This is a genomic window from Streptococcus zalophi, assembly GCF_016481285.1.
Classification (GTDB): Bacteria; Bacillota; Bacilli; order Lactobacillales; family Streptococcaceae; genus Streptococcus; species Streptococcus zalophi.
In genome coordinates, this window is sequence record NZ_JAENBP010000003.1 from 153,618 (window position 1) to 168,183 (window position 14,566).

The 14,566-nt window shown below is 33.9% G+C and carries 16 protein-coding genes and 1 riboswitch; of the genes, 1 reads left to right on the forward strand and 15 read right to left on the reverse strand.

Features of this window, described 5'->3' with window-relative positions:
• Positions 1 to 81: 81 nt before the first annotated feature.
• The 11 genes from JHK64_RS03520 to JHK64_RS03570 form a co-directional block, all read right to left on the reverse strand.
• Positions 82 to 753 carry a CBS domain-containing protein gene (locus JHK64_RS03520; protein ID WP_199567625.1) on the reverse strand — a complete coding sequence of 224 codons (672 nt, stop codon included), beginning with the start codon at positions 751 to 753 and terminating at the stop codon, positions 82 to 84.
• Positions 754 to 900: 147 nt separating this feature from the next.
• Positions 901 to 1,416, reverse strand: a complete 516-nt coding sequence (gene lacB, locus JHK64_RS03525) for a galactose-6-phosphate isomerase subunit LacB (RefSeq protein WP_199567626.1) — start codon at positions 1,414 to 1,416, stop codon at positions 901 to 903.
• Positions 1,417 to 1,435: 19 nt separating this feature from the next.
• Positions 1,436 to 1,864, reverse strand: a complete 429-nt coding sequence (gene lacA / locus JHK64_RS03530; RefSeq protein ID WP_199567627.1) for a galactose-6-phosphate isomerase subunit LacA — start codon at positions 1,862 to 1,864, stop codon at positions 1,436 to 1,438.
• A gap of 206 nt (positions 1,865 to 2,070) precedes the next feature.
• Positions 2,071 to 2,826, reverse strand: coding sequence for a DeoR/GlpR family DNA-binding transcription regulator (locus JHK64_RS03535; protein ID WP_199567628.1), 756 nt, complete (start codon positions 2,824 to 2,826; stop codon positions 2,071 to 2,073).
• A gap of 168 nt (positions 2,827 to 2,994) precedes the next feature.
• Complete coding sequence (locus tag JHK64_RS03540) at positions 2,995 to 4,446, reverse strand: PTS transporter subunit IIC (RefSeq protein WP_199567629.1); 1,452 nt, start codon at positions 4,444 to 4,446, stop codon at positions 2,995 to 2,997.
• A gap of 27 nt (positions 4,447 to 4,473) precedes the next feature.
• Entirely contained in the window at positions 4,474 to 4,779 is a 306-nt protein-coding gene (locus JHK64_RS03545; RefSeq protein ID WP_199567630.1) for a PTS sugar transporter subunit IIB, read from the reverse strand.
• Complete coding sequence (locus JHK64_RS03550; protein WP_199567631.1) at positions 4,772 to 5,242, reverse strand: PTS sugar transporter subunit IIA; 471 nt, start codon at positions 5,240 to 5,242, stop codon at positions 4,772 to 4,774. The genes JHK64_RS03545 and JHK64_RS03550 overlap by 8 nt, the downstream gene beginning before the upstream one ends.
• 315 nt (positions 5,243 to 5,557) lie before the next feature.
• The gene (locus tag JHK64_RS03555) at positions 5,558 to 6,079 is read right to left on the reverse strand and encodes a folate family ECF transporter S component (RefSeq protein WP_199567632.1); all 522 of its coding nucleotides are present in this window, start codon (positions 6,077 to 6,079) and stop codon (positions 5,558 to 5,560) included.
• Positions 6,080 to 6,179: 100 nt separating this feature from the next.
• A riboswitch (THF riboswitch) is annotated at positions 6,180 to 6,288 on the reverse strand.
• A 112-nt stretch (positions 6,289 to 6,400) separates the two neighbouring features.
• On the reverse strand, positions 6,401 to 7,291 hold the full coding sequence (locus tag JHK64_RS03560; protein ID WP_199567633.1) for an aldose 1-epimerase family protein: 891 nt from the start codon (positions 7,289 to 7,291) through the stop codon (positions 6,401 to 6,403).
• A gap of 18 nt (positions 7,292 to 7,309) precedes the next feature.
• Complete coding sequence (gene lacD / locus JHK64_RS03565) at positions 7,310 to 8,290, reverse strand: tagatose-bisphosphate aldolase (RefSeq protein ID WP_199567634.1); 981 nt, start codon at positions 8,288 to 8,290, stop codon at positions 7,310 to 7,312.
• A 2-nt stretch (positions 8,291 to 8,292) separates the two neighbouring features.
• A complete protein-coding gene (locus JHK64_RS03570) occupies positions 8,293 to 9,222 on the reverse strand; it encodes a tagatose-6-phosphate kinase (RefSeq protein ID WP_199567635.1) in 930 nt (309 codons plus the stop codon).
• 287 nt (positions 9,223 to 9,509) lie between these two features.
• On the opposite strand from JHK64_RS03570, the gene JHK64_RS03575 reads away from it, so the two are divergent.
• On the forward strand, positions 9,510 to 10,280 hold the full coding sequence (locus JHK64_RS03575) for a DeoR/GlpR family DNA-binding transcription regulator (protein ID WP_199567636.1): 771 nt from the start codon (positions 9,510 to 9,512) through the stop codon (positions 10,278 to 10,280).
• A 56-nt stretch (positions 10,281 to 10,336) separates the two neighbouring features.
• On the opposite strand, the gene JHK64_RS03580 is transcribed toward JHK64_RS03575, so the two are convergent.
• Genes JHK64_RS03580 through rapZ form a run of 4 tightly spaced genes read right to left on the reverse strand, consistent with a single transcriptional unit; the run spans position 10,337 to position 14,518 of the window.
• Positions 10,337 to 11,734 (reverse strand): C69 family dipeptidase, encoded by a 1,398-nt coding sequence (locus JHK64_RS03580; RefSeq protein WP_199567637.1) that lies wholly within the window; start codon positions 11,732 to 11,734, stop codon positions 10,337 to 10,339.
• An 11-nt stretch (positions 11,735 to 11,745) separates the two neighbouring features.
• Positions 11,746 to 12,657 (reverse strand): DNA-binding protein WhiA, encoded by a 912-nt coding sequence (gene whiA / locus JHK64_RS03585; RefSeq protein ID WP_199567638.1) that lies wholly within the window; start codon positions 12,655 to 12,657, stop codon positions 11,746 to 11,748.
• Positions 12,654 to 13,631: a YvcK family protein gene (locus JHK64_RS03590; protein WP_199567639.1), complete on the reverse strand. Its 978-nt coding sequence runs from the start codon at positions 13,629 to 13,631 to the stop codon at positions 12,654 to 12,656. Before JHK64_RS03590 ends, whiA begins: the two co-directional genes overlap by 4 nt.
• Entirely contained in the window at positions 13,628 to 14,518 is an 891-nt protein-coding gene (gene rapZ / locus JHK64_RS03595; RefSeq protein ID WP_199567640.1) for an RNase adapter RapZ, read from the reverse strand. The genes JHK64_RS03590 and rapZ overlap by 4 nt, the downstream gene beginning before the upstream one ends.
• Positions 14,519 to 14,566 lie beyond the last annotated feature (48 nt).

Below are 14,566 nucleotides of genomic sequence, written 5' to 3' on the forward strand. Positions count from 1 at the left end.
CATCCTTAACTTTTTATTATTTCCATTTTATCAAAAAAACCGTTAAAAAGACACTGCTATTTTTCTAGCAGTGTTTTATTTTTAAAGTAATTCTTTTTTTGATGTTTGAACAATCGACTCTACATTGATATCAAATGGTTGTAATTTATCATTTAATTTTTTTCTCAATGTCTCAGTGTCAAAAACACCATCAATTTGAACTTCAATGACAACTTTTCCTGAGCCTTTGTTAGCTTCAACGGTACGGCCGATATTGAGATTTTCTTCTGAGATGGCTTGAATAATTTTAGCTAAGACTCCCACTTTGTTCTCTGCTTCAATCCGAATCCGAACACCCTCAACACCATAACCAGAAACTTCTAAGAAAGTTTTAAACACATCTTTGTCAGTGATGATTCCAACTAATTGGTCATCTTCTAAAACAGGAAGAACACCTATCTTGTTAGTCATCATTAGATAAATAGCATCTTCTAAACTTGCTTTTGGATCAATTGTTATGACTTTTTTAACCATCACATCTTTTAAGCGTGTTTTATTTAATAGGTAATTCATTTCATAGATAGATAACGTTGTTGCTTTAGAAGGTTTAGCATCAGCTAGTGTCCCTTCAGTAACTAAACCAACCAACTTACCATTTTCAACAACGGGCAGACGGCGAAAGTTTTTTTCTCTCATCAAATCTGCAGCTTGAGCAACTGTTGTATCTGGTGAGACATGAATCACAGTATCAGTCATAAAATCTCTTACAGCCATAATGTTCCTCCTTATGATTTTGTCACTATTATAACATAAATGACAACTTTTATGATAAAACTCAATAAAATATCACAGATAAAAAATAAAAACTATAAATAAGTTAAATGGTGGCCGATAACTTATTTATAGTCTCATTAACAATAATTAATCGTGATATTCTCCGCGATCCCATTTTTCCAAAAATTCTTCAAAGAATTTTGGATCAGATTGATCTTTGTTGATGCTTTCTACATGAGCGATTTTTGCAATTAATTTTTTATTTTCTGGTGTTTCTTTGTATTCAGCATTGATAAATGCTTCAATAATATCATTCATCAAAAGTCCACCAGTAATTTTACCGCCAAAACCGATAACATTAGCATTTAATTCTTCTTTAGCGTATAAGGCAGTTGTCATATCACGTACCAAAGCAGATCTGATACCAGGAACTTTGTTAACAGCGTTGTTGATACCAACACCAGTTCCACAAATACAAACACCTAAATCAGCTTCTCCACTAGCAACAGCTTCTCCAACTTTTTTACCAAAGATAGGATAGTGAGTACGAGTAGTATCATATGTTCCAAAATCTAGTACTTCATGACCAAGACTTTTTAAGAAGTTTGAAACTTCAATTTTTTCATAGGTAACAATGTGGTCACATCCAATTGCAATTTTCATTTTATATCACCTTTCTTTATTATCCCATTTTGTTAAGCATGTCAACACGAATTTGGTGACGTCCACCATCATAGCTTCCTGTCACAAATCCTTTGACAATATTTCTTGCTAGTTCTCTACCAACAATTTCAGCACCCATAGTAATCATACGTGCATTATTATGACCTCTTGTCATATAGGCAGAGCGTTCATCAGAAACCTCAGCACAAACCATTCCTTTGATTTTTGTACCAACCATGAAACTTCCAGCACCATAAGCATCAATAGCGATACCTAAGTTATCATCTGATTTTTGAACTTCTTGAGCAACTGCTAGAGTTGTTTCAACAAAATCTTTATCAGAAGCTTCGTTGACATCAAAAACATCGTAATCGTTACTAATAAGATAGTCTTTAACGATTTTTTTGAGTTCTTTTCCTGCTGGATCAGCACCAATTACAATAGTCATATTTTTCTCCTCATCTATTTATATATCTTTTTAATTAATTTTTTGTATAGATATATTATTCTACATAACTATTATAACGTTAATTAAACAAAAAGTCAACACATAGTGTTGACTTTTTGTTGTTTTATCTTAAGAACAGTCTTTATTTTCTCATAAAAGTCTGATTTTGGTTGTTTATATTAAATAATCAACATTTAATGCTTTGTTTATTGAATAATTTCCGTGTATGCTCTCAATCGTTTCATTGCCTCTGTTTCATGATCATCTATAATGATGCCTGTAATATTTGTCAAGGAGGCAAAAGTAGTAAAATCCTCTTTACCAATCTTTGAAGAATCAACTAATAGATAACGCTCAATAGAGTGACTTAAAGCTAATTTTTGGGTATATGCTTCTGCAACCGAAGATGTCATGACTGATTTGCCTTTAACACCATTTGCACTGAAAAACATTTTACTAAAATGCATCCTCTCTAAAGTGGTATTGGTGATATCACCAACAAAAGACTCAGTGATTTCCCTCATCTCTCCACCTAGAAGAAACACTTGAAAAGATGGTGATGTTTTTTGGAATAAAATATTAAAAACTGGCCAACAATTAGTCACAATTGATAAGGATTTATGAGTAATTTCTTCTGCTAATAAGGAAATGGTTGTGCCTGGACCCAAAAATATGGTATCTCCCTCTTCAATTAAAGAAGCTGCCTTTTGAGCAATTAAACGTTTAGCTTCAACATTTTGTGTATTTTTTTCACGGTGAGAAATTTCTCTATATTGAAAAGCTGTATTACTTCTAGCTGCCCCGTGTAGCTTTGTCAAGACACCCTGTTCTTCTAATTCTGCCAAATCTCTTCGAACAGTCATATCTGTGACATGTAGTTTTTTTACGATTTCCGAAATTCGCATGGTTCCTTTTTGATTAACCATTTTAGTGATTTCTTCTAGCCTCTGATATTTTTTCATTCACTTTACCCCTCCAGATTGATACTTTTATTATATAAACTTATGTTGAAATAAACAACAAATAACTCCTTGAAAAGTTAAAAAAACAACAAAAGGGATAAATAATTATTTATCCCTTTCATTATAGTAGTAAACATTTCGTTTCAAATTATTTAGAAACCATTAGTATTATTTAGCTGCTGCTTTAACATACTCTTCGTTACGAGCTTTCATTTGTTTTGCATACCAGAAGAAGATTCCTAGGTAGAATACCAAGTAGATAACAAAACCAAGAACGAAAGCAATTTGTCCAGTAGTTGCTTGTCCAATAAGGTAACCAAAGATTTTTTCCATTGGTCCTTCTAAAGTAGAGTGAGTGATTAAAGCATCTGCAGGAGCATTTGCTGGGAAAGCTTGAACATTTTTAGCAAGTTCTGTCGCAAATGGTGCAATCATGGTACCAGATAATAAGAATAATGGTAATAAAAGTGATCCGATTAAGATCATACGAAGAAGACGACCACGAGTAACCACAAGAAGCGCAGGAGTCATACCCATAGCGATGATACCTGCAAGAGGTAAGATACCATTACCAACATTTGAAAGAAGGATAGCTTCGATAAGCATAATTGGGGCTAAAATGTTAGCACATGCCCAAATTTCAGCACGACCTGCAATAAATGGCCAGTCGAGTCCAATATTGAAACGACGTCCACCCATTTTGCTGTTTGCAAAGTTTGTGATTCCTTGAGATAGTGGTTCAACAGAGGCGATAAACCATGAACCAATAATTGAGAATAATTCTAAGCTGGCACCAGCTGTGAATCCAAGACCAAACCATCCTTGAACGCTTTCAATAGAAATTGTTGGGTTACCCATAATACCGATAACGAAACCTAAAACCATACCGATAAAGAACTTAGAGCCCCAGAAGCCAATTCTTTGGTTCAATTTAGCAGCATCAAAGTCGTATTTGTCTAACCATGGGAAAACTTTATCAAAAATTTTGTCTAAAATCATGATAACAGGGTTCATCATGTAGTTAAGGTGAGTCGATGTCATTGGAGAGTTATGATCAGTATTTAACAAATCGTCAAATGTTGGTTTCATCAAGTCTGAGTTGATAATTTTTAGAACACCAACAAGAACAATGGCAGCGATAGCAACTAGTAAGCCAACAATTGTTGATACGTCATTACGTTCTGCGTACCACATAATAAGAAGTCCAGTAATAGATAAGTGCCAAATATTAAAGATATCCACATCAAGAGTATTAGTCTTATTAAGAATAATCATAACAATGTTGACAACAATCATAATTAACAAGAATAATAGGGTATATGGAGAACCCCAAGTGATTGTTGCAAGAGGTGCCCAACCAACGTCAATAATATTCAATTGGATACCTGTGTTTTCAACAAAGGCTTGAAGTGATTCAGAAAACGCGCCAGTAAGCATACCAATGATAGCTCCAATACCTGTAAGAGCAATCGCTAATTTTATACCCCCCTCCAAGGCTTTTGAGAACTTAACACCGAATAACATGGCTAAACCTGTCATAACGATTAACATAATAACAGGGGCACCCAATTTGATAATCGGGTCAAAGAAATTATTAACTAATTCAATAAACTGTTGCATGATATTTTTTTCTCCTTAATTTATAAATTATTTTAAATCATGTTCTTTGATGATTTCTTCAATTTTGTCAAAAACTGGTTTGCTCATCGCTGGAATACGATAGAGAATTGGTCCTGCTTCAACCATTGGGATTTTTAAATCAAAGCTTAAATCAGTTTTTGCAATTGGAGTAAAGATATCATAGCGGTTAACCATTTCTTCAGTAATATCTTTCACCATCACAGCATCTGCTGTTACAGAATAGCCTTTAGCTGATAATTCTGTTTCAAGTGCACTTTTAATTTGGTGACTAGAGTTAACACCAGCACCACAAGCTGCTAATATTTTAATCATAATGTAATACTCCTTTTTGTATTAAATATTTTTTGATAACATCTTTAGAATCCATCTTCCCTAGTTCTTCTAAATTACCTTTTTCAACAAAGAATGACATTAACTGAGACAATACATCAGTTTGTCTGTCATTTTTATCATTGATGATAAAGAAAAATGAATTAACATAACACTCTTCCTCAGGGTTAATCATATGTTTAAAAACTAAAGGTTTACTATTTTTAACATAGACAATCCGATCGGTTAAACAATATTTTGTTTCTGTGTGTGGAATAGCTGCATATAGAATATCCGACCCATCCATAAGATCAATTTTAAGCCCAGTAGGAAATTCTTTTTCTCTTTCTTTCAAGGCATCTTTATATTCTTTTGTCACATAGCCAACTTTTTCCAGTTCATTGGCAACGCTTTCAAAGAGTTGTTCTTGACTGGATACATCCGTTAATAAAATATCTTCAAACATTTGTTCTCCTTTTATACGTGAAATAGTGATAAAAATAGTCTAAAACAGTGTTGTTTTTATTTGACCTTGATTTTATTTAATCAAATAATAACACAAATGTAACACTTTGTCAACCTATTTTGTTGTTTTATTGTTGTTTTATTGTTGTTTTATGTTTCGTTTTCAACAAATAACGTTTTCATTGTGAACAGTCAATAAAATCAACAATTTTAAGCATTTAATGTTAAAAACTCCTTATTCGTTTGACTTCTTTAAAAGGTGTTTTTTAATAAAAAACACCTTCAAAATTCTAAGAAATTGAAGATGTTTTAGATGTTATTTTTCAATAATATATTGGAATAAATTTAATCGTTCAATACCTTTTAAAAGAAGTGTCAAAATAATAATATGTATCGGTAATTGTATCGCACTTGTAATTAAACGAGCGATAAAGGTTTCATAAAATGGTAACTGATAAAGTGTGGCTAACCATATCGTGTTTAACAAAGCACTAATTGCTATGGTATAAACTACTTGAGCCATGATAATTCTCTTTAAACTGAAAGGTTTCTTATATAAAAAATAACCATAGATTAAGCCTGTTAGAGCTGCACTAATTGTAAAACCTGGAAAAAATGGACCAGTTGGTTTGATAAAAAAACCACCAATATCTGAGATGACCCCAACCATCATTGCAACTACTGGTCCAAGAAGAGAGCCAGCAATAGCAATAACATGAGATGCAAAACGTAACTCCAAAATCTGTGAAATGGGTAGTTTAAAAAATCCCATCACAATAGCTAATGCAGCTAATATAGTAGCTAATGTCAGAACTCTGACATTTTTAAGTTGTAACATAAAGAATACCTCCAAGGCAGATGGTACCTGTTACTACATCAATGGCTATATACCTATCTAAAGATAAGAAAAAGTATCGTTACCTTATAGAAAAAGATGTAGCAGCGGGATGCGACTACGAAACCGCAAAAAGACAGTTCTCTCTTTTTTTCGTCCCAATGACAACTCCCCGTTCATCAGGCACTTAACGCTTCATAATCTACTCTGCTATTTATTTTTGAACTGTTATTTATTATAGTGTTATTTGAAAAAAATTGCAAGTTCAAAAAAAAGTATCTCACGGATGGTGAGATACTTTTTTAACAAACTCATTTTGATGTATTATCCTAAGATTGTAATATCAAAGGCATATGTTTTTAACTCATCTGGTTGAGCATACTGCACATGACGTTTTTCTTCAAAAACATCAGACTCTTCCAGTGATGTTGACAACCCTAACCAAGGTTCTAAAGCGATAAATGGCCCCTTATTAGGTGTTGTCCATAAAACAAGTGATGGGAAATCTTTAAATGCTACTTCAATACCCTTATCATGATTTTTAGATAATAACTTAACACTTTTCGACTCTAACTGGTCGAGAGTAATAGCATCTTCTTTGAATAAATCAAATGATAGTGGCAAGATTTTTTCTTGGTTTAAAAAGTCTTTTCTGTCTAACAAATCCAAAAGACCTGTCTCAGGAAATTGTTTTGGAATCGTTAAAGTTTCAACTTTTTCAAACTCTAAGTAGTAATCATCGTATGACTCACCGTCTTTAATTGGACAATTAAATCCTGGATGACCTCCAATAAAGAATGGCATTTGCTTAGCATCTTTATTCTTAATCTGATACTCTGTTGTAATTGTCTTTTCAGATAAGGTATAAAGAATAGTTAATTCAAATTGAAAAGGATAGTTGTCAAGCATTTCTTTAGTTGATTGAATGCTAAACGCAATACTATTGTTATCGTGATCTGTCACATCAAATACTTTTTTACGAACTAATCCATGACGAGGAAGAGTTCCTTCAACATGATCAGCTGAGGCAAAAATAGTTTTATCGTCTCTCACACTACCACAATTTGGAAATAGTACTGGTGCTTGTCCACTCCAATAGTTAGCATCCCCTTGCCAAAGGTATTCAATGCCTTCTTTATCTTTGATGGATGTTAAAGTGGCACCATTTTCACTAAAGGTTACTGTTAAAAAGTCATTACTTAAACTTAACATCATTTTTACCCGTAGTTACTTTTAAACTTTTTCAGTCCAAGGAGTAGCTGTTTTTTCAATGACTTTGTTTAATTCGTCAATATTATTAAATCCAGTTGTACGTAACCATTCAACAGCAGCGTCTTTACCTTCTTTAATATAAACTTCAACTGAGCCAGCCCAAGTAGCACGACCACAAAGAACACCGTTAAATTTAGCACCTGCTTCATGAGCAAATACAAGAGTTTCTTGGAAAAGTTTGCTACTTACACCTGCACTTAGGTAAATGTAAGGTAAGTTGCTTGCTGCTTCTTGATCACGGAAGTATTGTGCTGCTTCTTCTTTAGTGTAAACCACTTCACCAGTTGCAAATCCTTCAACATAGTTCATGTTAACTGGCACTTCAACTTTTAAAACATCAACATTGTAGCGATCTTCTGAGAAGACTTTCATTGCTTCAATCACTTTTCTTGGTTTTACTTTAGCGTATTCTGCACTTGTTGCATCTTTGATTTTTTCATCATATGAAACGATTTCAAGGTAGAAAGGAATATCTTCTGCCACACACTCAGAACCAATTCTTTCGATATATGCTTTCTTTTGAAGGTTAGTGTAATCATCACTATCTACATCATAGTAAAGAAGGAATTTAATGGCATCTGCACCTTGTTCTTTCAAACGTTTAACAGACCACTCAACCAAACAGTCAGGTAAGCGAGTTGTTGTTGTTGCGTCGTAACCTGTTTTTTCATAAGCAAGTAATAGACCTGCATTTTCATCTTTAACGTCAACTGCTGGAAGACCAAATTCTGGGTCTAAAAGGATAGATGAAGAATATTTAGTTAATTCTTCTGATACCAAACTCTTTAATTCTTCCATTTGTGACACACTTGGTTCTTCAGTTTGATGTTGTGACATCATTCTTCTTAATGCCCCACGTTGGTCAAAAGCAAGTGCTGAAATCACACCATCTTTGTTTGAAAGTTTTTCCATATAACGACGTTTTTGTTCTGTAAGTGACATTTTTATACCTCTTCTACTTTAATTTGTTTATATAAGTTATCATAGTTTGCCATGTTGACATGACCAGTCATTTTTTCTTGTGCATTAAGCATACCTAGAACATTAGCTTTTGTAAGGAGATCCTCATCACTTTCATTGTGTAAAAGTGCTGACGAAATCCCTGCTACTGTTGAGTCTCCTGAACCAACAGGATTCACAACAGAAATTTTTGGAATAGTGACGCGATAGAAAGTATCGTGATGTTTTGCAAAAGCTCCTTTAGAACCTAAAGAAACAACAATCCATTCAATTCCTGAGAATAAGTCATCATTTAGAACTGTTTTTAATTCTTCAATATCAGAAGAAACAGAACGACCCAATAATTGAGATAATTCTTCTAAATTTGGTTTAATAACCGTAGGTTTATTTTTAGATGCTAAAACAGCCTCCAAAGCTTTACCTGAACAATCTAACACCACTTTTTTATGATAAGTGTTAGCAATTTCAATCATTCTTGAGTAATAATCTTGCTCAAGACCATCTGGTAAGCTACCAGAAATAGCAACAACATCTGCTTGTTTTAGAATAATTTTAAAATGATTGAGGAAACCCTCACTCTCATCTAAATCAAGCATAGGTCCTTTTTCTAAAATTTCTGTTTGGTTGCCATCATGTAAAATAGCAACACAGTTTCTAGTATCACGGCTGATACTAAAGAAACATTTTTTTATACTATTATCCAGATGCTCAGTCAGATACTCACCAGTTGTGCCTCCAATACACCCACTGGCCATGACTTTATCACCAAGCTCAGATAAAACTCTAGTAACATTTAACCCTTTGCCTCCAGGTGTTTTAACAACTTCAGACACCCGATTGACCGTATCCAAATCCAAACGCTCTAAATGATATGAAATATCAACAGATGGATTCATGGTAATGGTTAATATCATTACATTCTCCTTTCATTTAATGGGAACTTATCTCATTTTTATGGCTTTAAAGCTAAGCAAACCTTAAAGTGATTAAATCATTCTAGTAGACAAATTGCCTAATAAAATAATCTCATTTCCACATTTATAATATAAACCAAAACAAACACAAAGTCAAGGTTTTTATGTTTGTATTTGTTTGTATTTATTTGTTTTTTATAAGAATAAAAATAAAGTGATTGAAAAAAACAAGCCTCTATGCTATTATAAATTTATAATCAGTCAATGACTATATGAAGGAGAATAGCATGTTAAAGAGAGAACGCTTACAAAGGATTCTTGAAAAAGTTAACAATGAGGGACTTATTACAGTGCAAGAAATCATTGCCGAACTAGATGTCTCTGACATGACTGTTCGAAGAGATTTAGACGAATTAGAAAAAAATGGAAAGTTAATTCGAGTACACGGGGGTGCACAAAGTATTAGTCAAAATAGTTTCTATGAACGTTCTAATACTGAAAAACTCACAAAACAAATCAACGAAAAAAAAGAAATTGCTGCTGTTGCTGCAACACTAATTAACGATGGTGAAACTATTTTTCTTGGACCAGGTACAACAATTGAATGTCTAGCAAGAGAACTTCGCCAACGTAAATTACGCATTATCACAAATAGCTTGCCTGTTTTTAATATTTTAAAAGATAGTCAGTCAGTTGACCTTATTCTTCTTGGCGGAGAATATCGAGATATTACAGGTGCTTTTGTAGGTAGCTTTGCTAATAACTATGTTAAATCTTTAAAATTTTCAAAATCATTTATCAGTGCGAATGCTATCTACAAAGATCGCGTGGCAACCTACAGTGAATCTGAAGGAGAATTACTTAATATTGTTTTAAATAATTCGATTCAAAAAATTCTACTTGTTGATTATACCAAATTTGGTCGCTATGATTTCTATGTTTTCTACAAAACCAATTATTTCGATTATTTGATTACAGATTCTAATATTTCTCAAGAAAATCAAAAAATTTATAATCAATACACTGAAATTATTATCCCAAAAAACACTATGAAATAAAAAAACATTGTTTGACAATGTTTTTTTATTTTTCTATGCTTATTTTAAACTACTCACTAGTCACTGACTGAAAAACGATTTGTCATTAAATTGCTTGCATCATGAAGAAGTTTTCCTAAGAGAATATTGGTTTTTTCTTCTACATAGTCACTCATAGATTGATTTTCTTGTTCAAAATCAATTGTTTCACCTTGAGCAAATGCTTTATCAACTGTTAAAAGTCGCTCATGTCCTTTTGCCATAATCTCTTGATTGTAGCTTTCAATATCTCCTTCATGTTGTCTAAAATGAGGGTCACTAATAGCTGCTATCAAGCGATTGGTCCAGTAAAAACTCTTGGTTGTCACTGTTTTTGGTGTATAAGCAAAATACTCTGGTGTGCTACTAATTTGCGTAAAGAAAGGCACCATAGTGTTAAAAGGCATGGAACCATAACTTAACCACTGAATCCCTGTTGTTTCTTTAGGTTTATCAGGACGAAGTTGTAACAGAGCAGTTTGACTGGTTCTATTGATACCAATAGGTCTAAAGGCTTTTTTAAAGTGCTCATCACCTTCCAGTCCATAAGGATCATAAACAGTGTTTTGATAATGCCCGCTTAAAACATACTTGATGTCCTCAACGGTAATCTTACGATAAGGTTTTTGACACCAAGGAATGAAAAAACTAGTTGGCTCTTGCTTTATTTCTGGATTTAAAAATCTTTGAATAGACCAAGATCTTGGAGTGTTATATTGTCTATCTTTATCTTTTTGACTACCAAAAGCTAGTCTCGGGTTAAAATGTTCATGACTATAATTCAAGTCAAGATGATTTTCTATAATAAACTCACGAAGACCTGTTGAGTAAAGAAAATGGTCAGGATTATTAAATTCAAAGTAATCAAGTCCAAGTTGATTAGGGTTGGTGACATAAGTATTGTCTGGTACACGTCTTGCAATCCAATGATGACCACCAACTGTTTCTAGCCACCAGATTTCATTGACGTCTGAAAAAGCTATCCCATTTGACTCATAGGTGCCAAATTCTTCAAGAATCTTTCCTAAACGTTTGACACCATCACGCGCTGAGTGAATATAAGGTAAAACTAGTGTCACCATATCTTCTTCACCAATGCCAGAAGGCACTAACGGATCTGCTCCTAACACACGACTATTGGTTGTGATGGTTTCTGTCGCACTCATGGCAATATTTTCTTCATTGATACCAGCTGCTGCCCAAAGACCATCTTTTCTAAGAGCATCTGGTACGGCTGTGTAGCGCATTGGTTCTTCATCAAGTGACATTTCAAATGATGATAAAACTGAACGATATTTCTTTGGTTGGTCTTCTTTATTAAAGACGACAAAATGCTTTGGTGTGAATTCCCCATTTTGCGAATCTTCTGTTCTAGCAATCATGGTAGAGCCATCATAACTAGCATTTTTACCAACAAGAATGGTTGTACATCCCATCTTTTTTCCTCCTATAATTCTTCTGCTATTTTATTTATTTTTCTTAAGCGGTGATTAACACCACTTTTGGTTAAGGGAAAATCTAAACTATCAGCAATTTCTTGTAGTGAATACTCTGGATGAGTCACTCTAATGTGAGCAATTTGTTGCAGTTCAATCGGAAGACTCTCTAATCCGATAGTATCTTTTATCTTACTGATATTATTGATAATTTTCATGCTGGCATTAATCGTTCTTGTGATATTTGCGGTTTCAACATTGTTGGCGCGGTTAATATCATTTCTTGCTTCTTTCATTAACTTAATTTCTTCAAACGTTTCTCTAGCTGCCATAGCATTAATGACAATCAAGAAATCCATGATGTCATCAGCTTTTTGAAGATAGGTGACAGCACCATTTTTTCGTTCAATGACTTTAGCGTCCAGTAAAAATTTTTTCATGAGATTAGCTAAGTCTTGTGCATGGTCTAAATAAATAGAAAAAATTTCCAGCTGGTATTTACCAGAATCTGGTTCTCTAATCGTTCCAGCTGATAAAAAAGCACCTCTTAGATAGGAACGTCCTGCTTCATCATCCACTAAAATCTGATGGTCAATACCTGTTGAAAAACCAAAGAAAGAGTCAGCTAATTGTAATTGTGATAAGATTTTATCAACTTGTTCTTCAATAAAGACATGATAAACACGATTTTTTTTGAGATTTGTTTTTTGATGATACCGAATATCAGGTTTGACGTGACATAATGTTTCAAGCATTTCATAGATGTGTCTTGCGACCTTAGCATTTTCTGTTGAAACAGATAAGGTTAAGCCATTACTTGTTAAGCCTAAATTTCCTGACATCTTAATAATGGCTGCTAATTCATAGCCATCAACAGTTGAAGTGCTTAAAATTTCTTCTTTAACTGTGGTTGTAAAACTCATAGTCCATGTCCTTTAATTAAACTCATCAACTCTTCTACGACTAAATCACCATGATGAAAGGCACCACCATTTTCTAATCGTAAAAAGTTAGAAGAGATAACACGTTTTACTTGTTTGGTTAAGCCTTTAAAATCATGATCAACTTGAACAAGATATTCGTCGAATTGGTGATTATCCATATAGCCTTTAGGAACAGGTTCGATGTTAACTAGTACTGTATCAATAATATCTTTTCCAAGATGTTTATTAAGAACAGCCACATGATCACTATCTGTAAAATGCTCTGTTTCACCGTACTGAGTCATGATATTACAAACATAGGCTATTTCAGCTGGTGTTTTTAAGAGAGCTTCTTTAATCTCTGGAATCACTAAGCTGGGTAAAATAGAGGTAAATAAAGAGCCTGGTCCTAAAACAATCATATCGCTTTCCATAATGCTTTCAACAACTTTGCGACTAGCTTTAGGCACATCATCATTATAAGCATTGGTCACGTAAACATAATCAATCATTCCTTTATAGTTAGCAATTTGACTTTCCCCTATCACTTCATGGCCATCTTGAAAAATAGCATGAAGTGTTAGAGCCTGCTCACTTGCTGGAAAAATTTTTCCAGTGACATGAAAGAATTTTGAAAGTAACTGAATAGCATTATAAGTAGACCCTTGCATTTCTGCAATTCCTGCAATGATAAGATTTCCTAGAGGATGACCTGCTAGAGCCCCATCATTTTCATTGAAACGGTACTGAAAAATCTTTTCATAGAATTTTGGCATGTCACTCATGGCCACTAAAACATTACGTAAATCTCCTGGTGGTACTAATTGCATGACGGATCTAAGCTCACCAGAACTCCCACCGTCATCCGCAACCGTTACAATCGCAACAATATCAACGTTTTGATGGCGTAAACTATTCAAAATAACAGGAATGCCTGTGCCACCACCAATAACGGTTATTTTCGGTTTTCTCATGAGCGGTTTAAGGTCTCCTTACGTTTTTGATAATCTCTATGGCTTTCATTAACAGGCCAGTCTTGTTTTAATTCTTCTGCAATTCGGTGGGCAAAAGCAACACTTCTATGTTGACCGCCAGTACAGCCAATAGCTATGGTTAGGGTTGATTTTCCTTCTTTACGGTAACTAGGTAAAATTGGTTGTAAGAGTGTCATTAAATGTTGATAGAACTCTTCTGATTCTTGATGATTCATGACATAGTCATAAACGGGTTGATCTAGTCCTGTCATCGGTCTTAGGTCAGGTTGGTAATGAGGATTTGGCAAAAAACGAACATCAAAAACAAGGTCAGCATCAAGTGGCAAACCATATTTAAAACCAAAGCTGATGACTTCAATACGAAACATTTTTTGCTGATTATCACCAGAAAACTGATCAACGATTGTTTGGCGCAATTGTCTAGGGGTGAGGGTTGTGGTATCAACAACATTTTGACTAAGACTTTTTAGGGGTGCTAAAAGTTCTCTTTCGAGCTTTATGCCATCTAACACACGACCATCCGCAGACAAAGGATGACTTCTTCTGGTTTCTTTGTAGCGAGAAATCAACTCACCGTCAGTGGCATCGAGAAATAGAATTTTAATAGAGATTTGATCATTTAATTCTAAATCATCTAAAATGTTGGTTAACTCAGAGAAAAATAAGCGACTCCTCATGTCTACGACTAAAGCAACCTTGTGGTTTTCATTAGCTTGTAATACCAATTCTAAAAACTTTGGCATGAGGGTTGGTGGCATATTATCAATGGTGAAATAGCCTAAATCTTCAAATGATTGAATGGCAACTGTTTTTCCTGCTCCACTCATTCCAGTGACAATAACAAGGTTAATGTTTTGATTAGACATAGCAACTCCTTCTCTCTTTTTTCTTTTTTATATTATATCAAAAAATTC